19 protein-coding genes are annotated in these 22,809 nt (G+C 72.8%); 10 read left to right on the top strand and 9 right to left on the bottom strand.

The window, feature by feature from the left end:
- The first annotated feature begins 55 nt into the window (after nt 1-55).
- The 4 genes from GA0070621_RS03275 to GA0070621_RS03260 all read left to right on the top strand — a co-directional run bounded on the left by GA0070621_RS03275 (nt 56) and on the right by GA0070621_RS03260 (nt 4,879).
- Nucleotides 56-745: a succinate dehydrogenase cytochrome b subunit gene (locus tag GA0070621_RS03275; protein ID WP_167666551.1), complete on the top strand. Its 690-nt coding sequence runs from the start codon at nt 56-58 to the stop codon at nt 743-745.
- A gap of 2 nt (nt 746-747) precedes the next feature.
- A complete protein-coding gene (locus tag GA0070621_RS03270; RefSeq protein ID WP_091191457.1) occupies nt 748-2,685 on the top strand; it encodes a fumarate reductase/succinate dehydrogenase flavoprotein subunit in 1,938 nt (645 codons plus the stop codon).
- Nucleotides 2,682-3,443, top strand: coding sequence for a succinate dehydrogenase/fumarate reductase iron-sulfur subunit (locus GA0070621_RS03265; protein ID WP_091191455.1), 762 nt, complete (start codon nt 2,682-2,684; stop codon nt 3,441-3,443). The genes GA0070621_RS03270 and GA0070621_RS03265 overlap by 4 nt, the downstream gene beginning before the upstream one ends.
- Before the next feature lie 293 nt (nt 3,444-3,736).
- Nucleotides 3,737-4,879 carry an MBL fold metallo-hydrolase gene (locus GA0070621_RS03260; RefSeq protein WP_091191454.1) on the top strand — a complete coding sequence of 381 codons (1,143 nt, stop codon included), beginning with the start codon at nt 3,737-3,739 and terminating at the stop codon, nt 4,877-4,879.
- Between the two features lies 1 nt (nt 4,880).
- Here the strand turns inward: GA0070621_RS03260 and GA0070621_RS03255 are convergent, their stop codons facing one another.
- Nucleotides 4,881-6,392 carry a deoxyguanosinetriphosphate triphosphohydrolase family protein gene (locus GA0070621_RS03255; protein ID WP_091201948.1) on the bottom strand — a complete coding sequence of 504 codons (1,512 nt, stop codon included), beginning with the start codon at nt 6,390-6,392 and terminating at the stop codon, nt 4,881-4,883.
- A gap of 64 nt (nt 6,393-6,456) precedes the next feature.
- On the opposite strand from GA0070621_RS03255, the gene GA0070621_RS03250 reads away from it, so the two are divergent.
- The 5 genes from GA0070621_RS03250 to GA0070621_RS03230 all read left to right on the top strand — a co-directional run bounded on the left by GA0070621_RS03250 (nt 6,457) and on the right by GA0070621_RS03230 (nt 12,197).
- Nucleotides 6,457-8,943, top strand: a complete 2,487-nt coding sequence (locus GA0070621_RS03250) for a Tex family protein (RefSeq protein ID WP_091191453.1) — start codon at nt 6,457-6,459, stop codon at nt 8,941-8,943.
- Nucleotides 8,944-9,071: 128 nt separating this feature from the next.
- Entirely contained in the window at nt 9,072-9,545 is a 474-nt protein-coding gene (locus GA0070621_RS03245; protein WP_167666549.1) for a hypothetical protein, read from the top strand.
- A 120-nt stretch (nt 9,546-9,665) separates the two neighbouring features.
- Nucleotides 9,666-10,382, top strand: a complete 717-nt coding sequence (locus tag GA0070621_RS03240; protein WP_167666548.1) for a sugar transferase — start codon at nt 9,666-9,668, stop codon at nt 10,380-10,382.
- A 22-nt stretch (nt 10,383-10,404) separates the two neighbouring features.
- Nucleotides 10,405-11,556, top strand: a complete 1,152-nt coding sequence (locus GA0070621_RS03235; protein ID WP_091191450.1) for a DegT/DnrJ/EryC1/StrS family aminotransferase — start codon at nt 10,405-10,407, stop codon at nt 11,554-11,556.
- On the top strand, nt 11,553-12,197 hold the full coding sequence (locus GA0070621_RS03230; protein ID WP_091191448.1) for an acetyltransferase: 645 nt from the start codon (nt 11,553-11,555) through the stop codon (nt 12,195-12,197). Before GA0070621_RS03235 ends, GA0070621_RS03230 begins: the two co-directional genes overlap by 4 nt.
- An 8-nt stretch (nt 12,198-12,205) precedes the next feature.
- On the opposite strand, the gene wecB is transcribed toward GA0070621_RS03230, so the two are convergent.
- From wecB to GA0070621_RS03190, 8 genes are all read right to left on the bottom strand, one after another.
- Nucleotides 12,206-13,330 (bottom strand): non-hydrolyzing UDP-N-acetylglucosamine 2-epimerase, encoded by a 1,125-nt coding sequence (gene wecB, locus GA0070621_RS03225; protein WP_091191447.1) that lies wholly within the window; start codon nt 13,328-13,330, stop codon nt 12,206-12,208.
- The gene (locus GA0070621_RS03220) at nt 13,327-14,565 is read right to left on the bottom strand and encodes a glycosyltransferase family 4 protein (RefSeq protein ID WP_091191445.1); all 1,239 of its coding nucleotides are present in this window, start codon (nt 14,563-14,565) and stop codon (nt 13,327-13,329) included. The genes wecB and GA0070621_RS03220 overlap by 4 nt, the downstream gene beginning before the upstream one ends.
- On the bottom strand, nt 14,562-15,692 hold the full coding sequence (locus GA0070621_RS03215; RefSeq protein ID WP_091191444.1) for a polysaccharide biosynthesis C-terminal domain-containing protein: 1,131 nt from the start codon (nt 15,690-15,692) through the stop codon (nt 14,562-14,564). The genes GA0070621_RS03220 and GA0070621_RS03215 overlap by 4 nt, the downstream gene beginning before the upstream one ends.
- Nucleotides 15,686-16,678 (bottom strand): polysaccharide biosynthesis protein, encoded by a 993-nt coding sequence (locus tag GA0070621_RS03210; RefSeq protein ID WP_269455588.1) that lies wholly within the window; start codon nt 16,676-16,678, stop codon nt 15,686-15,688. The genes GA0070621_RS03215 and GA0070621_RS03210 overlap by 7 nt, the downstream gene beginning before the upstream one ends.
- Nucleotides 16,679-16,801: 123 nt before the next feature.
- Complete coding sequence (locus tag GA0070621_RS03205) at nt 16,802-17,953, bottom strand: glycosyltransferase family 4 protein (RefSeq protein ID WP_091191441.1); 1,152 nt, start codon at nt 17,951-17,953, stop codon at nt 16,802-16,804.
- Nucleotides 17,940-19,247: a lipopolysaccharide biosynthesis protein gene (locus GA0070621_RS03200; protein WP_157739811.1), complete on the bottom strand. Its 1,308-nt coding sequence runs from the start codon at nt 19,245-19,247 to the stop codon at nt 17,940-17,942. The genes GA0070621_RS03205 and GA0070621_RS03200 overlap by 14 nt, the downstream gene beginning before the upstream one ends.
- A gap of 214 nt (nt 19,248-19,461) precedes the next feature.
- Nucleotides 19,462-20,655, bottom strand: coding sequence for a glycosyltransferase (locus tag GA0070621_RS03195; RefSeq protein WP_091191439.1), 1,194 nt, complete (start codon nt 20,653-20,655; stop codon nt 19,462-19,464).
- Between the two features lie 59 nt (nt 20,656-20,714).
- Entirely contained in the window at nt 20,715-21,656 is a 942-nt protein-coding gene (locus tag GA0070621_RS03190) for an NAD-dependent epimerase/dehydratase family protein (RefSeq protein WP_091191437.1), read from the bottom strand.
- 178 nt (nt 21,657-21,834) lie between these two features.
- Here GA0070621_RS03190 and GA0070621_RS03185 point away from each other — a divergent pair, with 178 nt between their 5' ends.
- Complete coding sequence (locus GA0070621_RS03185) at nt 21,835-22,764, top strand: NAD(+)/NADH kinase (protein WP_091191435.1); 930 nt, start codon at nt 21,835-21,837, stop codon at nt 22,762-22,764.
- The last annotated feature ends 45 nt before the right edge of the window (nt 22,765-22,809 follow it).

The following is a 22,809-nucleotide window of genomic DNA, read 5'->3' as shown; positions in this document are numbered from 1 at the left end:
GACTGCGAGGTCGATGCATTGGACGACTGATCGAACGACTCATAGCGTCGGTCACGTGGTACTCACGAAAACTCGGTCGCCCATCCGCTCCAACGTCGGCCTCAAGGCCGTGATGGCGGTGACGGGCATCATCCTGGTGCTGTTCCTGATCGCGCACATGCTCGGCAACCTGAAGATCTTCACGGGCGCCGAGGCGTTCAACCACTACGCGCACTGGCTGCGCGACCTGGGCACGCCGCTGCTCGCGCCCGGCTGGTACCTGTGGCTCCAGCGGACCGTCCTGGTGGTCGCGGTGCTCGCCCACATCGGGGCCGCCACCATGCTGGCGCTGCGCTCCCGTGCCGCCCGCCCGGTCGGCTACGCGCACCGCCGGAAGATCCACGTGAACTACGCGGCCCGGACCATGCGCTGGGGCGGGGTGATCATCCTGCTCTTCGTGATCTATCACATCCTGGACCTGACCACCGGCACGCTGAACCCGGTCGGGGACGCCGCCCGCCCGCACAGCAACGTGGTCGCCGACTTCGCGCCCGAGCGCTGGCCCGTGACGCTCTTCTACACGCTGGCCGTCGTCATGCTCGGCTTCCACCTGCGCCACGGCGCGTTCAGCGCCTTCCGCAGCCTCGGCCAGCAGACCCCGACGGGCGAGCGCCTGGCCCGGACCGGCGCGCTCGTCTTCGCCGTCGCGCTGACCGCCGGCTACCTGGTGGTCCCGTTCGCCGTACTCACCGGATTGGTGCGTTGATCATGGATCTCTACACCGCGGGCGACCCGATCGCCGACACCAAGGCCCCGGACGGCCCTGTCGAGACCCGGTGGGAGCGCCGCCGCTTCGAGGCGAAGCTGGTCAACCCGGCCAACCGCCGGAAGCTGACCGTCATCGTGGTGGGCACCGGTCTGGCCGGCGGCTCCGCCGCGGCGACCCTGGCCGAGCAGGGCTACCACGTCAAGTCCTACTGCTACCAGGACAGCCCGCGCCGGGCCCACTCGATCGCCGCCCAGGGCGGCATCAACGCCGCCAAGAACTACCGCAACGACGGCGACTCGGTGCACCGGCTCTTCTACGACACCGTCAAGGGCGGTGACTTCCGTTCCCGGGAGTCGAACGTGCACCGGCTGGCCGAGGTGTCGGTCAACATCATCGACCAGTGCGTCGCCCAGGGCGTCCCGTTCGCCCGCGAGTACGGCGGCCTGCTGGACACCCGCTCCTTCGGCGGCGCGCAGGTGCAGCGCACCTTCTACGCCCGGGGCCAGACGGGCCAGCAGCTGCTGCTCGGCGCGTACCAGGCCCTGGAGCGGCAGATCGGCCTGGGCAACGTGGAGATGAACGCCCGCCACGAGATGCTGGAGCTGGTCGTCGTCGACGGCCGGGCGCGCGGCATCGTGGTACGGGACCTGGTCACCGGTGAGATCACCACCGAGATGGCCGACGCGGTCGTGCTCGCCTCCGGCGGCTACGGCAACGTCTTCTACCTCTCCACCAACGCCAAGGGCTGCAACGTCACCGCCTCCTGGCGGGCGCACCGCAAGGGCGCGTACTTCGCCAACCCCTGCTACACGCAGATCCACCCGACCTGCATCCCGGTCTCCGGCGACCACCAGTCGAAGCTGACCCTGATGAGCGAGTCGCTGCGCAACGACGGCCGGGTGTGGGTGCCGAAGGCCAAGGGCGACGCCCGCAACCCGAGGGACATCCCCGAGGACGAGCGGGACTACTACCTGGAGCGGATCTACCCCTCCTTCGGCAACCTGGTCCCCCGCGACATCGCCTCCCGCGCCGCGAAGAACGTCTGCGACGAGGGGCGCGGCGTCGGCCCCAGCGGGCTCGGCGTCTACCTGGACTTCGCCGACGCCATCCAGCGGCTCGGCCGCAAGGCCATCGAGGCGAAGTACGGCAACCTCTTCGAGATGTACGAGCGGATCACCGGCGAGGACCCGTACGAGGTCCCGATGCGGATCTACCCCGCCGTGCACTACACGATGGGTGGCCTCTGGGTCGACTACGACCTCCAGTCGAGCATCCCGGGCCTGTTCGTGATCGGTGAGGCCAACTTCTCCGACCACGGCGCGAACCGCCTCGGCGCCTCGGCGCTGATGCAGGGCCTGGCCGACGGCTACTTCGTGCTGCCGAACACCCTGCCCAACTACCTGGCGAGCGCCGGCTCGTTCGAGCAGGTCGACGCCAGCCACCCCGAGGTGGTGGCCGCCCGCGCGGCCGTCGAGGAGCGGATCCAGAAGCTGCTCTCCATCAACGGCGACCGGACGGTGGACTCGTTCCACCGGGAGCTGGGCCAGATCATGTGGGAGCACTGCGGCATGGAGCGCTCCGAGGCCGGGCTGCGCAAGGCGATCGACGAGATCCGCGCCCTGCGCGAGCAGTTCTGGCAGCGGGTCCGCGTCCCGGGCGACGGCGAGGGGCTCAACCAGTCGCTGGAGAAGGCCGGCCGGGTGGCCGACTTCTTCGAGCTGGCCGAGCTCATGTGCATCGACGCCCTGCACCGCGAGGAGTCCTGTGGCGGCCACTTCCGGGCCGAGCACCAGACCCCCGACGGTGAGGCGCAGCGCGACGACGACCGGTTCGCCTACGTGGCGGCCTGGGAGTACACCGGCACCGGTCAGCCCGTGCTGCACAAGGAAGACCTGCAGTTCGAATACGTCCACCCCACGCAGCGGAGCTACAAGTGAATCTGACCCTGCGCATCTGGCGCCAGCAGGGCCCTGAGGACAAGGGTCGGATGGTGACCTACCAGGTCGACGACGTGTCCCCGGACATGTCCTTCCTGGAGATGCTCGACGTGCTCAACGAACGGCTGATCCTCTCCGGTGAGGAGCCGATCGCGTTCGACCACGACTGCCGCGAGGGCATCTGCGGCATGTGCAGTCTCATGATCAACGGTGAGGCGCACGGCCCGCAGCGCGGCACCACCGCGTGCCAGCTGCACATGCGGCAGTTCTCCGACGGCGACACGATCGACATCGAGCCGTGGCGGGCCCGGGCCTTCCCGGTCGTCAAGGACCTGGTGGTCAACCGGAACGCCTTCGACCGGATCATCGCCGCCGGTGGGTACATCACCGCGCCGACCGGCAGCGCCCCGGAGGCGCACGCCACCCCGGTGGCCAAGGCCAACGCGGACGCCGCCTTCGAGTCGGCCGCCTGCATCGGCTGCGGCGCCTGCGTGGCGGCCTGCCCGAACGGCTCCGGCATGCTGTTCACCGCCGCCAAGATCAACCAGCTCTCGCTGCTGCCGCAGGGCCAGCCCGAGCGGTACACCCGGGTGATCGGCATGGTGGACGCGCACGACGAGGCCGGCTTCGGCGGCTGCACCAACGTCGGCGAGTGCGCGGCGGCCTGCCCGAAGGGCATCCCGCTGAACACCATCGGCCGGCTCAACCGGGACTACCTCAAGGCGACGTCCCGGCGCGCCGGCACCCCGGGTTCCTGAGCCCCACGACGGCTCCGACTCACCGACCGCCGCAGCCCCACCCGGGTGCGGCGGTCGGCCGTTTTCCGGGTACGCCACACCGCGGCCGTGGGCCAGATGGCGGGCGGACGGCCCGGTTCAAGTCCCTCCTCGCGGGTAGCGACGAGCAGACGGCTCGGTGGTGCCGCGCCGGCCGGGTCGAGCGCGGATGGCGAATCGGCGTCGGGTGGCTACCGTGTACTCGGCGGCGGGCCTGGGCCGCCTCGGCCACGGGCGCGCGACGGCGGCCGGCGGGACACGGCGAAGGGACGGCGATGGGGGCAGCGGAGGAGCAGGCGGTCGAGCGGGCACTGAGCCGCCGGCTGTGGCGGACGGCCGGGGTGGCGGCGCTGGCTGGGCTGGCCTGGGTGGGCCGCGACGTGCCGGCACAGCTCGGCGGCCGGCTCGCCGGGGCGCGGGCGGAACGCGCGGAACGCTCCCCCCGGTACCGGAACGGCACCTTCCACAACCCGACGAGCACCCGCACGATGGTCGCCGACCCGGGGCGCAACCTGTTCAAGGAGCTGATCTTCGGCAAGCAGAAGCGGCGGCCCGGCAGCCCCGTCCCGCTGCTACGCCCGGCCGAGCCGGCCCCGGCGGACCGTGCCCGCGAGCTGGGCGTCGTCTGGTACGGCCACGCCTCGCTCCTGATCGAGATCGAGGGGCACCGGGTGCTGGTGGACCCGGTGTGGAGCGACCGCTGCTCCCCGTCCAACCTGATCGGTCCGCGCCGCATCCACCAACCGCCGGTACGCCTCGACGAGCTGCCCCGCATCGACGCGATCGTCATCTCGCACGACCACTACGACCACCTGGACATGGCGACCGTACGCGAGCTGCTCACCCACCAGTCCGCGCCGTTCGTCGTCCCACTCGGCGTCGGCGCCCACCTGGACCGCTGGGGCGTACCGGAGGAACGGATCGTCGAGCTGGACTGGTCGGAGAGCCACCGGGTGGGCGGGCTGACCCTCACCGCCACCGCCGCCCAGCACTTCTCCGGCCGCGGGCTGCGCCGCGACGGCACCCTCTGGAGCTCCTGGGTGGTGGCCGGGGCGCACCGCAGGGTCTTCTACACCGGCGACTCCGGCTACTTCGACGGCTACGCGCGGATCGGCGCCGAACACGGCCCGTTCGACGTCACGCTGGTGCAGATCGGGGCGTACGACCAGGCGTGGCCGAGCATCCACATGTTCCCGGAGGAGGCGGTCGCGGCCCACCTCGACCTGCGCGGCGACCTGCTCGTCCCGGTGCACTGGGCCACCTTCAACCTGGCTTTGCACGACTGGTCCGAACCGGTGGACCGGCTCTGGGCCGAGGCGAAGGCCCGCGACGTCCGGCTGGCGGTGCCGCGCCCGGGCGAGCGGGTCGTGGTGGACGACCCGCCGCCGGTCGACGGCTGGTGGCAGGCCGTCGCCTGACTCAGAGCACGAACGCGTCGGTCCAGAGGGCCCCGGAACGGCCGGAGAGGGCGTCCAGCATCGCCACCGCCTGACCGTCGGTGAGCTGCGCCACGAAGTCCACGATCGCCCGGCCCCGGGCCCGGCCGATCCGGTCCGGCGTACGCGGGTGCAGTTCCGCCTCGGCCAGCTCGACCAGGTCGTGCAGCCGGCGCGGCAGGCGGGACTCCTCCTCCGGGTCGAGCAGCCACTCCCAGAGCGCCTCCACCAGGGCGCCGAGCAGCCGCGCCTGGCCCCGCTGGTGCAGCGCCAGGTCGGGGCGGGCCAGGACGAACCGGTGGTGAACGAACTTGAGCACCTGCACCTCGTGCCACTGGGCCTTGGCCAGCAGCACGTGCCCGGAGCGGACGTCCGGCTCCGGGGTCACCGTGATCGCCTCGACGAACCGGGTGGACCAGCGGGCGGAGAAGCGGGCCACGTACTGCTCCGCCTCGATCGAGCCGTCGAACGGCAGCGCCAGCAGCCCGTCCACCAGTTCCTCGCGTACGTGTTCCACGGCGGCGGCGAACGCCTCGTCGTCGGCGATCCAGGCGTCCTTGCGGTGCAGCTGGCGGCGTAGCCGCTCGATGGCCGCGCCGGGCCGCCGGCCGGCGGCCGTCAGGGCCGCGTCGGTGATCGAGCGGAAGTGCCCGCTCTCCCGCTGCCAGGCCATCAGCTCGGCGGCCACCGCGCCCTGCTGGAGCACCCCGACCCGATAGAAGTCCTCCACGTCGTGGATGGCGTACGCGATGTCGTCGGCGGTGTCCATCACCGACGCCTCCGGGGTCTGCTGCCACTCCGGGATCCGCCCGGCGAACGGCTCCCGGGCCTGCCGCAGGTCGTCCACCTCCGTCCGGTACGCGCCGAACTTCACCGACCCGCTCTCCGGGTCGTCCGGCGGGGCCGCCGCGCCGCGCGGCGGCGGGTCCAGGTGCCGCGGGTGCGGGTCCGGGTGGTCCAGTCGGGTCCACGGGTACTTCAGCATCGCCGCCCGGACCGCCGCGGTCAGGTCCAGCCCGGTGGTCGCCGCGCCGCGGATCTCGGTGCTGGTGACGATCCGGTACGACTGGGCGTTGCCCTCGAAGCCGTCGGACAGTCCGAGCCGCTGGCGGGCCAGCCGGTCCAGCACCCGCTCCCCGAGGTGCCCGAAGGGCGGGTGACCGAGGTCGTGGGCCAGCGCGGCGGCCTCCACCACGTCCGGGTCGCAGCCGCCCAGCTTGTCCAGCAGGTCGCGGTGCGCCGGGTCGGCGGTGAGCCGCTCGGCGATCGCCCGGGCCACCTGGGCGACCTTGAGACTGTGGGTGAGCCGGTTGTGCACCAGCAGCCCGGACCCGCCCGGGCTGATCACCTGGGTCACGCCGTTCAGCCGGGCGAAGAACGGCGACGCGACGATCCGGTCCCGGTCGGCCCGGAACGGGCTGGCGGCCAGGTCGCCGAGCGCCCGGGCGCTGCCGCCGAAGAGCCGGCGACCCCGCGGATCCGCAGGTTGTTCCATGATCGCCCACGGTAGCGCAGCCGACGGCGGGTGCGCCCGCCACGCGTCGGGGGCGGCCGGCACAATGCAGGGCGGAACCCACCCGAGAAGGCGGATCAAGATCGTGACCGAGTCTGTTCATCAGCGGATCGCCGAGGAACTCGGCGTCGCCGAACGTCAGGTGCGGGCGGCCGTGGAGCTGCTCGACGGCGGCGCCACCGTGCCGTTCATCGCCCGCTACCGCAAGGAGGCCACCGGCCTGCTCGACGACGCGCAGCTGCGCACCCTGGAGGAGCGGCTGCGCTACCTGCGCGAACTGGACGAGCGGCGCGCCGCGGTGCTGGAGTCGATCCGGTCCCAGGGCAAGCTCGACGAGGCCCTCGAAGCGCAGATCATGGCCGCCGACTCGAAGTCCCGGCTGGAGGACATCTACCTGCCGTACAAGCCGAAGCGGCGCACCCGGGCGCAGATCGCCCGCGAGGCCGGGCTGGAGCCCCTGGCGGACGCGCTGCTCGGCGACCCGACGCAGGACCCGAAGACGGCCGCCGCCGGCTACGTCGACGCGGACAAGGGGGTCGCCGACCCGGCCGCCGCGCTGGAGGGCGCCCGGGCCATCCTCATCGAGCGCTTCGCCGAGGACGCCGACCTGATCGGCACGCTCCGCGAGCAGATGTGGTCGCGGGGCCGGCTGGTCTCCCGGGTACGCGACGGCCAGGAGAGCGCCGGCGCCAAGTTCGCCGACTACTTCGACTTCGCCGAGCCGTACCCGAAGCTGCCCTCGCACCGGATCCTCGCCATGTTCCGGGGCGAGAAGGAGGGCATGCTCGACCTGACCATGGATCCGGAGGCCGAGGGCGACTCCGACGCGGCGGTCACCGGCCCGACCCGGTACGAGGCGGCCATCGCCGGCCGGTTCGGCGTCAGCGACCAGGGGCGTCCGGCCGACAGGTGGCTGACCGACACGGTGCGCTGGTCCTGGCGTACCCGGATCCTCATCCACCTCGGCGCGGACCTGCGGATGCGGCTCTGGCAGGCGGCCGAGGAGGAGGCCGTGCGGGTCTTCGCCACCAACCTGCGCGACCTGCTGCTCGCCGCGCCCGCCGGCACCCGGGCCACCATGGGGCTGGACCCGGGCCTGCGCACCGGCGTGAAGGTGGCCGTGGTGGATGCCACCGGCAAGGTGGTCGCCACCCACACGATCTACCCGCACGAGCCGCGCCGGCAGTGGGACGCCTCGATCGACGTGCTGGCGAAGCTGGCCGCGGCGCACCAGGTCGACCTGATCGCCATCGGCAACGGCACCGCCAGCCGGGAGACCGACAAGCTCGCCGGCGACCTGATCAAGCGGCACCCGGAGCTGAAGCTGACCAAGGTGGTGGTCTCCGAGGCCGGCGCGTCGGTCTACTCCGCCTCCGCGTACGCCTCCCAGGAGCTGCCCGGGCTGGACGTGTCGCTGCGCGGCGCCGTCTCCATCGCCCGCCGCCTCCAGGACCCGCTCGCCGAGCTGGTGAAGATCGACCCGCGCTCGATCGGCGTCGGGCAGTACCAGCACGACCTGTCCGAGGTGAAGCTGTCCCGGTCGCTGGACGCGGTGGTCGAGGACTGCGTGAACGCGGTCGGCGTCGACGTCAACACCGCCTCCGCGCCCCTGCTCACCCGGGTCTCCGGCATCGGCGCCGGGCTGGCGGAGAACATCGTGCTGCACCGGGACGCCAACGGGCCGTTCCGGACCCGCGCCGACCTGAGGAAGGTGGCCCGCCTCGGCCCGAAGGCGTTCGAGCAGTGCGCCGGCTTCCTGCGTATCCCCGGCGGGGACGACCCGCTGGACTCCTCCAGCGTGCACCCCGAGGCGTACCCGGTGGTGCGGCGGATCCTCGCCCACACCGGGCAGGACCTGCGCGCGCTGATCGGGCAGAGCAGGATCCTGCGCGCGCTCAGGGCCACCGAGTTCGTCGACGAGACCTTCGGCCTGCCCACGGTCACCGACATCCTGGCCGAGCTGGAGAAGCCCGGCCGCGACCCGCGCCCGGAGTTCCGGACGGCGACCTTCGTCGAGGGGGTCGAGAAGATCGGCGACCTGACGCCCGGGATGGTGCTGGAGGGCGTGGTCACCAACGTGGCCGCGTTCGGCGCGTTCGTCGACGTCGGCGTGCACCAGGACGGCCTGGTGCACGTCTCCGCGATGTCCAACACCTTCGTCAAGGACCCGCGGGACGTGGTCAAGTCCGGCGACGTGGTCCGGGTCAAGGTGCTCGATGTCGACGTGCCGCGCAAGCGCATCTCGCTGACCCTGCGGCTGGACGACGACACGGCCACCGGCGGCGGCCGCCCGGCGGGCGGCGACGGACGCCGGGACCGGGGCGGCCAGGGCGGCGGCCCGCGCGGTGGCGGCCAGGGCGGCGGCGCACGCGGTGGAGACGGCGGCGGCGCACGCGGCGGCCAGGGCGGCACGCCGCGCGGGGACCGGGGCGGTTCCCGGGGCGGGCAGCAGCAGCGGACGGGCCGGGGCGGGGCTCCCGCGCCGGCCAACAGTGAAATGGCGGAGGCGCTGCGCCGGGCCGGCCTGGCCTGACGAGTACGCCGGCGGCGCGGGCGGCCCACCGGTGGCCGCCCGCGCCGCGGGAGCGGGCGGTCACCGGCGCCCGCAGTCCCACGCTCCGGGCGGCAGGAGGGCGGGAGGTCCCGCGTACCGTGGCAGCCGTGACGGACGACGGCCGGCAGTGGCGGGAGGAGCGGCGCCGCGCGGTGCGGGCGCACGCGGAGGCCGACGCCCGGCAGCGGGCCGCCGAACAGGCCGAGGCGGCGGAGCTGGTGGCCCGGTTCGCGGCCGAGGCGACCCGGCGCGGACTACGCACCGATCGACTCACCGTGGCGGCCTACGACGGGCGGGGCCGATACCGCACCAGGATCACCGGCTGGTACGTCGACCGGGCCCGCTCCCGGGCGGTCGACACCGACGGACGCTTCTATCTGCTGACCGTGCCGACCAGCCTGCGGTCGCGGCTGTTCGGGGCCGAGCCCGAGCCGTCCCCGCCGCCGCTGGTGGTCGGTCGGGGCGGCCGGGACGGCGAGTCGGTGCCGCTGGCGACGCTGCTCGACGCGCGACTCGCGGCGGGCGACGACTGGCGGTGCCCCCCGGTTGGCCACCGAAGCGGCCCGGGTCGGATCTGGTGACGTGAGGCCGCATCCCCGGACGTCGGAGATCGGTTGATCCAGCCGAGGCCGCACTAGTTGGAGCTTTCTCCCGATCTGGGGCCTTTATTACTGATAGAACGTTTTGGCATACCCAGGTCGATGAAGTGCACGGAGGTGGCGACCACGATGCCGATGTCCGGTCTGATGGAGGCACCCGCCCGGCCGGTGGCCGGGACCCGGCCAGAGCTGCTGAAGCGCGCGATCGACGTGACGGTGGCGCTGCTCCTCCTCGTCCTCACGGCGCCGCTGATCGCGGTGGTGGCGCTGGTGGTGGCGGTCGGGCTCGGCCGGCCGGTCCTGTTCCGTCAGCACCGCGCCGGACGGCACGGCCGCACCTTCGAGCTGGTCAAGTTCCGTTCGATGCTCCCGCCCGATCCCGGGCGCGGCCTGATCGAGGACGGCGACCGCCTCACGCCACTGGGCCGGTTCCTGCGGGCGACCAGCCTGGACGAGCTGCCGACCCTGTGGAACGTGCTGCGCGGGGACATGAGCCTGGTGGGCCCGCGTCCGCTGCTGCCCGAGTACCTTCCCCGCTACTCCCCCTGGCACGCCCGCCGTCACGAGGTACGGCCCGGGGTGACCGGACTGGCCCAGGTGAGCGGCCGGAACAGCCTGAGCTGGGAGACGAAGCTGGACCTCGACGTCCGGTACGTGGACAGCTGGAACCTGGGAGCCGACCTGGCGATCCTCCTCGCCACCGTCCGTACGGTGCTGCGACGCGACGGGATCTCGGCGGCGGGCACCGCGACCGCGCCCGAGTTCCTCGGTACGCGGAGCCTGGTCGAGGCCGGTGGCCGGGACCGGGCGCCGGTATGACGACCCCGGGCGGAGGCGGCCGATGAGCCAGCGGCAGATCCACCTGTCCGCGCCCGACGTCGGGCCGCTCGAGGAGTCGTACCTGATCGCGGCGCTGCGGTCCGGCTGGGTCGCGCCCGTCGGCCCGGACCTGGACGCCTTCGAGCGGGAGGTGGCGCTCCGGGCCGGTACGCGGGGCGCGGTCGCCGTCAGCTCGGGCACGGCCGCCCTGCACCTGGCGCTGCTCGGCGTCGGTGTCCGGCCGGGAGACACGGTCATCGTGCCGACCCTGACGTTCGTCGCGACGGCCAACGCGGTCCGGTACACCGGAGCCCGACCGGTCTTCGTGGACTGTGACCCGCAGACCGGCAACGTCGACGTCGCCCTGGTCGCCGAGATGCTGGCCCGGCTCGACGCCCGGGGGCAGCGGGTCGGGGCGGTCGTCCCGGTAGACCTCTTCGGCGGTTGCGCCGATCACACCGCGCTGCTGCCGGTCTGCGCCGCCGCCGAGGTCCCGGTGGTCGAGGACGCCGCGGAGGCGCTCGGCGCCACGCACGGGGGCCGGGCGGCCGGCTCGTTCGGGCGGGCGGGGGTGCTCTCCTTCAACGGCAACAAGATCATGACGACCTCGGGCGGCGGGATGCTGGTCTCCGACGACCTGGCGCTGCTCGCCCGGGCGCGGCACCTGTCCACCCAGGCCCGGGAACCGGCCCGGCACTACGAGCACCGGGAGACCGGCTACAACTACCGGCTGAGCAACCTGCTCGCCGCGTTGGGCCGCGCCCAGTTGGTCCGGCTCGACGGTATGATCGCCCGCCGGCGGCAGCTCCGCGACCGGTACGCGAAGCTCTTCGCGCCCGTACCGGGGGTCACGGTCCTGGGCGCCGAGGACGCCGGTTCCAACTGCTGGCTCACGGTGCTGACCGTGGATCCCGAGCGGTCCGGTTGGCGGGCGGACGACCTGGCCGGCCACCTCGCCGAGCGGGACATCGAGACCCGCCCGGTCTGGAAGCCGATGCACCGGCAACCGGCGTACGCCGGAGCGGAGAGTCTGCTGACCGGGGCGGCCGACCGGCTCTTCGCCGACGGCCTGGCCCTGCCCAGCGGCAGCGCGCTGACCGAGCAGCAGATCACCCGCGTGCTCGGTGCCATCGACGACTTCCTGACCGGACGGCCGGGCGGGGCGGCCCGGTGACCGTGCCGCTGGTGGTCATCGGCTGCGGCGGACACGGCCGGGAGGTCCTGACCATCGCGCGGGACGTGAACACCGCCCCGGCCGGGCCGGGGTGGCGCCTGCTCGGGTTCGTCGACGACCGCCCCTCGGAGGAGAACCTGAAGCGCGTCCAGCGGCTCGACGTCCCCTACCTGGGCGGGACCGACTGGCTGCGGGACGCGCCCGCCGACACCCACCACGTCATCGGCATCGGCGACCCCCGGATCCGGCGGGCGGTCGCCGCCCGCGTCGACCGGTACGGGACACCGGCGGCCAGCCTGGTGCACCCGGCCGCGACGGTCGGGCCCGCCACCGATTTCGGACCGGGTTTCGTCGCCTTTCCCGGCGCCCGGGTCACCACCAACGTCACCATCGGCCGGCACGTGCACCTCAACCAGAACTCGACCGTCGGCCACGACTCGGTCCTGGCGGACTTCGTCTCGGTGAACCCGCTCGCGGCCGTCTCCGGGGACTGCCGGCTGGACGAGGGGGTGCTGATCGGCACGACCGCGGCCGTGTTGCAGGGACTGCGCGTCGGCCGGGACAGCACCGTCGGCGCCGGCGCGTGCGTCGTACGGGACGTGCCGGCCGGCGCGGTGGTCAAGGGCGTACCGGCGCGCTGAGAAGCGCGCTACCGCCGGATGCCGGCCCAGTCGTGGTGCCGCCGCACCGTGGAGAGGATGAAGTCCACCACCCGCCGCGACGTGTCCCGGACCTGGTAGTCGACCGGGCAGGGCACCCCGTGGGCGGCCACCTGGTCCACCGTGACCGCGACCGCCTCCACCACGCCCTGCGGGTCGAGGCCGGTCATGATGATGCCGCCGGCGTCCAGCGCCTCCGGCCGCTCGATCGACTCGCGCAACGTCACCGCCGGGAAGCCGAGGATGGCGGCCTCCTCGCTGATCGTCCCGCTGTCCGACAGCGTGCAGTACGCCCTCGTCTGCAGGTGCACGTAGTCGAAGAGGCCGAACGGCTCGTGGAAGGCGATGCCGGCGAGGCGGCCGGCGTCCGGCACGGCCGCCTCCAGCCGCTTGCGGGTACGCGGATGGGTGGAGACCAGCACGGGATAGCCCCACCGGTCGCGTACCGCGGTGAGGCAGTCGAGCAGCCGCCGGAGCCGGTCCGGTTGGTCCACGTTCTCCTCGCGGTGCGCGCTGACCACGAAGTACCGGCCGGGCGCCAGGTCGAGTTGGCGCAGGACCGCCGAGGCCTCGATGTCGGCCCGGTAGTGCGCCAGCACCTCCCGCATCGGGGAGCCGGTGTGCAGGATCCGGCGGGGGTGCAGGCCCTCGGCCAGCAGGTTACGGCGGGCGTGTTCGGTGTAGACCAGGTTGAAGTCGGCCACGTGGTCGACCAGGCGCCGGTTGGTCTCCTCCGGCACGTTCAGGTCGAAGCACCGGTTGCCGGCCTCCATGTGGTAGACCGGCACCCGCATCCGCCGGGCCATCAGCGCCGCGATGCAGCTGTTGGTGTCGCCCAGCACCAGGAGGGCGTCCGGCCGTGCCTCGGCCAGCGCGCTCTCCATGCCGACCAGCACGCCGCCGAGCACCCGACCCAACGAGGAGGTGTCGACCCGCAGGAACCGGTCCGGGTCCCGCAGTCGCAACTCCTTGAAGAAGACGTCGGAGAGGGTGCTGTCCCAGTTCTGCCCGGTGTGCACGAGCACGTGGTCGACGGTGTCCTCGAGGCGGGAGATCACCCGGGACAGTCGGATGATCTCCGGCCGGGTGCCCACCACCGTCATGACGCGGGTCATGCGTCTCCTCTCCGTGCCGCCAGCTTGGTAAGGATGTCGTCGAACTGGTCCACGCCGACGGGCAGGGACAGGCGGTCGAGATAGACCTGTCGCGCTCGCGCGCCCAGCTCCGCCCGGCCGCCGGCCGGCATGTCGGCGGCCTGCGCGAACCGGGCGGCGAGGGTGACGGGGTCCTCGGGCGCGGCCACCAGCCCCACGCCGGTGGCGCCGACGAACGCGGCGGTGTCACCGCCCGCCGAGGCGATGACGGGTACGCCGCAGGCCAGCGCGGCCTGCAGCTTGGACGGGACGGTGCCGGCCAGTGCCGGCAGGTCGCGCAGACAGACGAGTTGCCACTCGGCGGCGGCGTACAGGGCGGCCATCCGTTCCCCGGGCTGGCGACCGACGAAACGGATGTTGTCGGCGCCCAACTCGCCGGCGAGCCGGCGGGCCGCCTCCTCCCCGGCGCCGGAGCCGACCAGCACGAGATCCACCCGGTCGCGCAGCGCCGCCGCCGCACGGATCGCCGTCTCGACCCCCTGCAGCAGGCCGAGGTTGCCGGCGAACATGACCGTCGGCCGTCCCCGGTGTCCGATGGCGGCCCGCGCCTCGGGTGACGGCGGCACCGGGCGGAACAGCTCGTCGTCGGTCCAGTTCCACACCACCCGTACCCGGTCCGGGTCCGCACCCTGCCGCACCACCAGATCGCCCATCGTCGGCGAGATCACCACGATGGCGCTGGCCAGCCGGTACGTCGCGCGCATCAGCCGGGCCAGGTTACGGGCGAAGGAGCGACCGGCCCGGCCCGTCGGCGCCATGCCCGACTGGAGCACCGACTCCGGCCACAGGTCCTGCACGTGCAGCACGACCGGGGTACGGCGGACCAGCCGGTGCACGGCGGCCGCGGCGACGGCCGTCGGCGGCGGATGGTAGACGTACGTGACGTCGACCCCGCGCAAAGCGCTGACCCCGGCCATCGCGCTGGTCGCGGCGAACGAGGCGAAGCTGAGCACCCGGCGCGCGGCGGAGGTGTCATGGCTCGGGTAGGACGGCACCCGACGTACCGTGACGGGACCGTGCTCCTCGCGGTGTCCCCACCGCTGCCGCCACCCCGGATAGACCCGACCGTGCGGATAGCTGGGGAAGGTCGTCAGAACGCGGACCTGGTGCCCACGTGCGGCGAGCCCCTGGGCCAGGTTGCCCGGGATGAAGGCACCCTCCGGGGGATACCACTGACTGACCAGACCGATCCTCATGCCGGCACCGCCACCCGGCCGGACGGGAGCCGCTCCACCGGCTCCGGCCAGGTGTCCGGCCGGTCCGGGTCGAAGAGTTCGTTGGTCCAGAACAGGGTGACCAGTTCGTCCGGGCCGGTGTTCACGATCTTGTGCACCCACATCGTCGGCATGTCGACCAGGACCGGGGTGTCGCCGGAGACCGGGAACCGGACGACCTCGTCGTCGCCGACCCGACGGAGACAGATGTCGGCGCTGCCGCGCAGCACCACGAAACGTTCCACCTTGGCCAGGTGGAAGTGCTCCCCCCGGGTGACCCCGGGGACGGTGCTCGAACAGAAGGTCTGACCCGCGCCGCCGTGCGCCCGTACCGCCTCCACCAGCTCTCCTCGCGCGTCGGCCCGACGGGGCAGTGGCAGCGGGTAGTGCGCCGGGAAACAGTGCGACCGGTAGGTGTTGAAGAGCCGGACGTGGTGCCGGTCCGGCAGCGGCGGGACGTCTCCGGTGCGGTAGACGGTGGCCAGGTGACCGAGCCGGTCCGCCAGCTCCCGTACCCCCACCCGCAGCGCGGGCAGCGCCGGATCCCAGGAGCCTCCGGCCGGCACCCCGATCAGCCGGGCCGCCGCGTCGGTGACGTGCACCAGGTCCAACTGGCGGTCCTGGTGCACCTCGGGCCGCCCACCGTCGGCGAGCAGCCGGCAGAAGGTGGCCACCACCGAGTTGTAGCGGGGCCGGCCGTGCTCCCCGTACAGGTTGGGCAGCCGGACGTCGTCGAGCGGCAGCCCGGTGTCGGCCAGAATGTCGGCGGCGGCCGCCTTGCCGTCCCCGTACGGGGTGCCGTTGCCGGCCTGCACCGAGTTGGCGAACACCACGGACCCGGGCGGTACGGACGCGGCGTGCAGCCCTTCGGCGAGTCGGGTGGCCAGCCGCGCGTTGCCGGCGGTCACCTCCGCCGGGTCGTCCGCCCGGTTCACCCCGGCCAGGTGCAGCACCCGGTCGACCCCGCTGACCTTCTCCGCGACGATCGCGCGATCGGCCAGGTCCGCCCGGGTGAGCAGGACCGGCTCCGGCCAGCCCAGCGCCCGCAGCAGCACCCGGATGTGCCAGCCGAGGAAACCGCCGCCACCGGTGATCGCCAGCCTCAGCACGCCAGCTCCGCCCGTACCTCCGGGAGGGTGAGCAGCAGGTCCATGATCCGGGGTACGTCGAGCCGGAGCGCGTTGGCCGAGTTGAACTCCTGCACCGGGGCCGGGTCGAGCTCGCCCTCGGAGACATAGAGCGCGTAGTTCAGGTCGCGGGCGTCGACCGGCACCCGGAAGAAGTCACCGAAGTCCTCGGCGCGGACCAGTTCCTCCCGGCTGGCCAGGGTCTCGTGCTGCTTCTCGCCGTGCCGCACCCCGATCACGTCCAGCTTCGGCGGCACGTCGAAGAGCTGGCAGACGGCCTCGGCCAGGTCGCCGACCGTACACGCGGCGGCCTTGCGGACGAAGACGTCGCCGGAGCGGGCGTGCTGGAAGGCGTGCTCCACGAGCTGCACCGAGTCCGCCAGCGACATCAGGAAGCGGGTCATCGCCGGGTCGGTGACCGTCGGCGCCCGGCCCGCCTTGATCTGCTCGATGAAGAGCGGGATGACGGAGCCCCGGGAGTACATGACGTTGCCGTAGCGGACGCAGGAGATCACGGTGCCGCTGCGCGGGTTGTTGCGGGCGTGCGACTGCGCCACCTTCTCCATCAGCGCCTTGCTCATGCCCATCGCGTTCACCGGATGGACGGCCTTGTCGGTGCTGAGCACGACGACGGAGCTGACGCCGTTCCGCACGGCCGCCTCCACGACGTTGGCGCTGCCGAGCACGTTGGTGCGAACCGCCTCCAGCGGGAAGAACTCGCAGGACGGCACCTGCTTGAGCGCGGCGGCGTGGAAGATGAAGTCCACCTCCCGGCTGGCGTGCAGCACCGAGTCGTAGTCGCGGACGTCGCCCACGTGGTAGCGGACCCGCTCGTCGCCGAGCGACCGCCGCATGGCGTCCTGTTTGGCCTCGTCCCGGCTCAGCACTCGGACCTCGGCTACACCGTTGCGAAGAAGCCGTCGCACCATGGTCTGTCCGAATGAACCGGTGCCGCCGGTGATGAGCACCCGTCGTCCGGCCGTGGAGTGTGTCACTGGAACTCCCTGTCAGTCGGGGTCGGCTCTCTCGAACAACGAGCCGGAATCGGACAGGTAGCGGATAAACGGAATTTAAGTCACTAAAGGCACATATTACCGGCCGGATCGCGGCACCCCCGGCACCGCGGGGCGACGGGCCGGAACCGTCCCGGACACCTGCCGCCACAGCGCCTCGTACCGGTCCAGCACGGACGGCAGCGCGTAACAGTCGTACGCCTTGCGGCGGGCCCGCTGCCCCGACACCACCCGTTGGTCCGGGTCCGCCAGCAGGGCCACGAGTTCGGCGGCGAGCCGCGCCGGGTCGGCGGGCGGCACCACCACCCCGCATCCGTCGGCCAGCATCTCGGCCACCGCGCCGACGTCGGAGGCGAGCACCGCCCGGCCGAGCGCCATCGCCTCCAGCACCGCGTTGGGGAAGCCCTCAGAGTGGCTGGGCAGGACGAAGATGTCGCACCGTGCCATGAGCGCCAACAACTCCGGGCCGGGCAGCTCACCGACGAAGGTCACGGTGGGCAGGTCGGCCGTGGCGGCGCGCAGCCGGGCCAGGTACGCCGGTTCGCACGGACCGGCGAGCAGAAGTTCGGCGCCGTCGACGTCGACGCTCCGCCAGGCCGCGAGGAGGTCCTCCACCCCTTTGGCGGGCAGCACCCAACCGGCGAAGAGGACTCTGCTGCCCGTCGGCGGTGTCGTCGGGGGCAGCACGGACAGATCGATGCAGTTGGGGATCCGCACGAGCCTCCGCGGCGCGGCGAACGTCCGCACGGCGCGTTCCGTCTCGGCGTCGAGCACCACAGTGGCCGCGGCCCTGCCGATCACCCGCCGCATGAGCCGCCACTCAAGCCGTCGAGCCGCCGCGATCCCGGGCACCCGTCCGAACCGGATGTGGTAGACGAAGGCGATCCGGAACGCGCGGGCGACGGCGAGCAGGACGAGGTCACGTAGCACGCCCAGGCCACCCGACGTGTTCGCGTGGACGACGTCGGGCCGGCGACGCAACGCACGCCACCCCAGTCCGGCCCCCGCCCGCACCACCTGCACCACGCCGGCGGCAATCCTGCGGGCGACGGTCGTCTGGTGGATGCTTCGCCCTCGCAACGCGATGTCCACGACCGCCACGTCGACCCGGTCCGACGACACCGCGGCGCGTTGGATCATCGCCGTCCATCGCGCGATGCCCCCCTGCGGCGGCGGCAGCGGCGAGACGAGGGCCGCCCGGACCGGACGGTCCACCTCAGGCATCGTCATGGCTCTTCCTTTCCCGGTCCGTCCCGTCGGCCGCCCGGGAGACAGCGGCCCGGTAGCCCCGGAGGGCACCCGGCACGACGGTGAGCAGATAGGCGACGATTCCGGCGAACGGAACGGCAGCGACCCCCCAGCGCTGGGCCCCGTACCACTTCAGTGGCACGGAGACGACCACGAAGGCGGCCCAGCCGAGCAGTTGTGGTCGTACGACCCCGGCGGCGTTCTGCACCATGAAGCACGGTGAGACCGTGGCCAACAGGATCCACCATCCGGCGAGGCCGGCGAGCAGCCATCCGGCGCCGTCCAGCCGTACGCCGGCCCAGAGCGCCAGCAGCGGCGCACCGGTGACGACGAGGACCCCGCCCAGCACGACCGCGACGGTGGTGGACAGGATCGTCATCTGCCGGGTGGTCCGCCGGACCCAGTCCAGTTCCCCACGAGCGAGGGCCTCCCCGTTCGCCGGCCACAGCGGCACGTTGACCAGGGAGATCAACAGACCGAGCTGGGCGAACAGTCGCGCCGTCACGGTGAAGTCGGTGACGTCCGCCAGGTCCAGCCGGTGGGCGATCACCAGGGCGTCGACGTTGCTCGCCACCGACATGACGACCGTCAGGACCAGAAAGAGTCCGCTCAGCCCGAACAGCTCCCGAGCGACGTGCCAGTCGACCATCCGGACGCTCGGGCGCAGCCGCGGCAGCCGGCGACCGTAGACCCAGCAGCTGGTCAGCAGGTTGGTCAGTGGCGGCCCGGCCACGCTGGCGGCGATCACGCCGGCCGGCGGCAGGTCGGCCCGCACCGCGAGCAGCACGAGAGGGACGCTCAGCAGACCGCCGACGGCCTGCCAGAGGTTGCTCTGCGCGACCTGCTGGTAGGCGAACTGCACCCGGACGACGAGCGAGAGCGGCACGTTGACCAGGAACGCGGTCAGACAGGCCAGCGCGATCGGCCGCGCCTCGGCGCCCACCGCCGGACCGGCATGGAACAACGCGGTCCACGGCACCAGCCCCGACACCGACCACAGGACGACGACCGCGCCGCCGGCGAGCGCCGTGAGCAGCAGATAGGCGCTGGAGACGTAGCGGCGGGCGCGGCGCCAGTCTCCGGTGGCGTAACACGGGGCCAGTCGGGTCATCAGGCCGTTGCCGAGGCCGAGGTCCGCGAACGCCGCCATCGCGGTCACCGCGGTCACCGCGCCCCAGAGCCCGTACAGGTCGGGACCGAGATCGGCGAGCGTCACCGGTACCAGCGCCAGTGGCGCGATCACGGCGACGCCACGGGACACGAGCGTGGCGGCCATGCCGCGCCAGAGCCGGCGTCGCCGTCCCTCGGCGGGCGGTCGGCCGGCAGGGGGCGCGGCACCCCTGCCTCCGAGGGCGCCGAGGTGTTCGACGACGGCTTCGCGGGCGGCAGCCACGGTCAGCCCGGAATCGTCCGACGGCTGAACCGCGTGGACGCCGTCACGACCGGCGTCCCGGTCGTCCTCGACGGCACGCGGCCCGCCCGGTCACCGTTCACCTGCCGGATCCCCTCAACGAGGTCAGGAAGGCATCGAGCGGTCGGGCGTAGTGGCGGTAGTCGAAGGCCGCCTCGGCCGCCGCCCGGGCCGCATCCCGCATGGCCGCCCGCCGCGTGCCGTCCAGCCCGACCGCGACCCGCAGCGCCCGCGCCACCTCGGCGACGGTCGGTTCGGCACAGAGAAGTCCCTCGACGCCGTCCCGCACGTACCGGCCGATGTCGCTGGTCGGGTTCGTGATGACGGGGGTACCGCAGGCGAGACTCTCGACGAGCTTGGTGGGGAAACCGGCGTGCGCGAACCGCTCCGAGGGCCGGAGCAGCACGCTGAAGTCGGCCTCACGCACCACATCCGGCACCTCCTGCTGGGGTATCCGGCCGGGCACCCGCACGCAGCACGGCAGCGGCCCGCCACCGAGCAGGTCGGTGACCTGCCGCTCCGAGGGCCCGTAGACAGCGAGGGTGAGGTCGGCGTCGCGGGCCACGGACGCCACCGCCGGGATGATCCGGTCGAGCAGATCCTTGCGCCCCGGCGAGCCGAAGTAGACCAGGCGGACGGTATCGGCGCGGCCCGTGCCACTGGCCGCCTTGAGACCCAGCACGTCGAGCGTCGGCGGCACCCGCAACACCGGGCACCCGCGGGCGCGGTAGTGCCGTTCGAGCAGGCCGCTGATCGCGATCACACCCGAGCTGCGCGGATAGTGGTACCGCAGCGCCAGCTTCGCGCTGAGGTGGATCGGCCCGAGCGCCCCGCCCACGAGCTGATGGGGGGCGTACCACTCCACGACGTCCACCACCAGTGGCACGCCGGTGCGCCGGCACCACCGGCCGAGCCGCGCGGCGTACTGTGCGCCGCCTCCGTAGAGGATGACCTGCCGCGGTGGCGTCGGCTGCGCGTCGAGCCAGCGGACGGTCCGGCGACCGAATTCGACGACGACCCGCACACCTCGGGACGCGGCCCCTGCCGTCGGCGGCGGCCGCTCGCCGAGACCGACGTGCCGGATCGAACCCCGGCCCTCGACGTCGTCGAGCGGCTCGGGCATCGCCGGTGCGGCCTCGCCGCTGCCGATGACGACGTGGTGCCCGGCCAGCGCGAGCGAGCGTGCGAGCCCGAGGACCCGGCGGGAACCCGGCTCGCCCCAGGGAAATCGGAAGGGCCCGACGACAGCGGTCCAGGACGGGATGCCCGTCATCTTCTCCTCATCACGTTGCGATGCCCGTCGAGCCCGGCGGCCACGACCCGTACGAACGGTCAGCGCGTGACCGGCACCCCGGCCATCCAGGCGACGGTCGCTTCGAGACCGTCGCGCAGCGGGTGCCGGCGTGCCCCCGGGAACAGCTCCCGCAGGCGGGAACAGTCCGCCTGGGAGTCGCGTACGTCGCCCGGGCGGGGCGGCTCGTGGACGACGTCCAGCCGCCGGCCCAGCACGTCCTCCAGCGTGGCGATCAACTCGCGCAGCGACACCCGCTCGCCGAAGGCGAGGTTGACGGTGTCCGGGGCCCGGACCTGCCGCAGCACCGCGTCGACGATCACCGAGACCACGCTGCCGACGTAGGTGAAGTCTCGGGTCTGTCCGCCGTCGCCGTGCACTCGCAACGGGCGTCCCGCCAGAGCCGCGGTGACGAACCTCGGCACGACCGCCGCGTACGCGTGGTTGGCCGCCTGCCGGGGGCCGTACACGTTGAAGAACCGGAACGGCAGCACCGCGAGGCCGTAACAGGAGGCGTAGGCGTTGGCGTACGCCTCGGTCGCGAGCTTGGACACCGCGTACGGGCTGACCGGCATCGGCCGCAGCGCCTCCCGCCGGGGCAGCACCGGGTTGGCGCCGTAGACGGAGGACGAGGAGGCGACCACGACGTGCGGCACCCCGTGTCGCCGGGCGGCCTCCAGCACGGTCAGCGTGCCGGTGGCGTTGGCGTGGTGGCTGCGCAGCGGGTCGTCGATGGACCGGGGCACCGAGCCGAGGGCGCCGAGGTGGACCACGCTGGCCGCTCCTGGCAGCGCCACGTCGAGGAGGTCCTGGTCCAGCACGGTGCCGATGTGCAACCGGGCCGGAAGGTCGCCGAGGTTGTCCAGCGACCCGGTGGACAGGTCGTCTACGATCACGACCTCGTCGACGCCGTCCGCCGCGTACAGGGCGTGCACCAGATTCGAGCCGATGAAACCGGCACCGCCGGTGACCACGATCCTCACGCACTGCTCCCGTCGTCGGATTCGCTGCGATCAACGACCAGGCCGGGCGACAAGTGACGCAAATTGCATGAGACCAACACGGTCGGCAATCGTCCGCGTGCCGTCCGGTGGCGGGAACACGACGACGTGCCTTGCCGTACCCGCTCCAGGTGGCCCGCCCGTGTGGTGAGCTGTACCGGTGGCGGGGTATGTGTTCGGGCTGGTGCTGCATCCCACCCGGGACGTCGCCGAGGTGGTCGGGATCATCGACCGGTGGGCCGCCCGGCACGGCATCAACCTGGCCGTCCGCGCCGAGGACCGGCACCGGGTCCCGTCATCGGTGGAGCCGGTGCCGGAGACGCAGCTGATCGCCAGGTCGGACGCGCTGATCAGCATCGGCGGGGACGGCACGATGCTGGGCGCCCTGCGGGCGGCGGTCCGGGACCCGAAGCCGGTGCTCGGGGTGCACCTGGGCCGGCTCGGTTTCCTGGTCGAGGTGGAGCCGCCGGACCTGCCCCGGGCGCTGGACCGGCTGGTGGCCAAGGACTTCACCATCGAGTCCCACGCCTGCCTGGCCTGCGACGTGTGCGGGGACGACGTGGTGGCGTTCAACGACATCGCCCTGGTCCGCCAGCCCGGCTCCGGCTTCGTCACCGCCACGCTGGCCGTCGACGGCCAGCGGTACGGCTACTACCGCTGCGACGCGCTGGTGGTGAGCACCCCCACCGGCTCGACGGCGTACAGCTACGCCGCCGGCGGGCCGTTGATCTCTCCGGCGGCGCAGGCCGTGGTGGTCACCCCGTCGGCCCCGATGGCCGGGATCTCCCGGTCCGTGGTGCTCTCCCCCAACGAGACCATCCACCTGGAGCTGCGCCCCGGCTCCGCCGCGGTGGCCGTGGAGATGGACGGGCTGGTGATCCGGAACGCGGCGACCGAGGGGACGGTGGACATCAGCTACCGCCGGGACGCCGGACAGGTCGTACGCTTCGACCCCCGCCGCTACCAGGAGCGCAACCAGATCAAGCTCAGCCTGCTCGACCTGCCGCTGCTGCCCGACCAACTCCGGGAACTGCTGCCGGACGAATTGCGCGAGCAGTTCAGCCGGCGGGAACTCACCCCGCCGCGCTGAGCCGCCCACGTCCCGGCTTTCCGCCGAAACCCCCCATCGTGGCCG

The sequence above is a fragment of the Micromonospora narathiwatensis genome, from assembly GCF_900089605.1.
Classification (GTDB): domain Bacteria; phylum Actinomycetota; class Actinomycetes; order Mycobacteriales; family Micromonosporaceae; genus Micromonospora; species Micromonospora narathiwatensis.
The sequence above is the reverse complement of the archived record's forward strand: the minus strand, read 5'-3'. Positions and strand labels throughout refer to the sequence as shown.

Excerpts from the sequence above, each read along its gene's own strand:
- GA0070621_RS03270 (WP_091191457.1), top strand. The coding sequence starts at position 748 with ATGGATCTCTACACCGCGGGCGACCCGATCGCCGACACCAAGGCCCCG.
- GA0070621_RS03260 (WP_091191454.1), top strand. The coding sequence starts at position 3,737 with ATGGGGGCAGCGGAGGAGCAGGCGGTCGAGCGGGCACTGAGCCGCCGG.
- GA0070621_RS03255 (WP_091201948.1), bottom strand. The coding sequence starts at position 6,392 with ATGGAACAACCTGCGGATCCGCGGGGTCGCCGGCTCTTCGGCGGCAGC.
- GA0070621_RS03250 (WP_091191453.1), top strand. The coding sequence starts at position 6,457 with ATGCAGGGCGGAACCCACCCGAGAAGGCGGATCAAGATCGTGACCGAG.
- GA0070621_RS03240 (WP_167666548.1), top strand. The coding sequence starts at position 9,666 with ATGAAGTGCACGGAGGTGGCGACCACGATGCCGATGTCCGGTCTGATG.
- GA0070621_RS03235 (WP_091191450.1), top strand. The coding sequence starts at position 10,405 with ATGAGCCAGCGGCAGATCCACCTGTCCGCGCCCGACGTCGGGCCGCTC.
- wecB (WP_091191447.1), bottom strand. The coding sequence starts at position 13,330 with ATGACCCGCGTCATGACGGTGGTGGGCACCCGGCCGGAGATCATCCGA.
- GA0070621_RS03220 (WP_091191445.1), bottom strand. The coding sequence starts at position 14,565 with ATGAGGATCGGTCTGGTCAGTCAGTGGTATCCCCCGGAGGGTGCCTTC.
- GA0070621_RS03205 (WP_091191441.1), bottom strand. The coding sequence starts at position 17,953 with ATGACGATGCCTGAGGTGGACCGTCCGGTCCGGGCGGCCCTCGTCTCG.
- GA0070621_RS03200 (WP_157739811.1), bottom strand. The coding sequence starts at position 19,247 with ATGGCCGCCACGCTCGTGTCCCGTGGCGTCGCCGTGATCGCGCCACTG.
- GA0070621_RS03195 (WP_091191439.1), bottom strand. The coding sequence starts at position 20,655 with ATGACGGGCATCCCGTCCTGGACCGCTGTCGTCGGGCCCTTCCGATTT.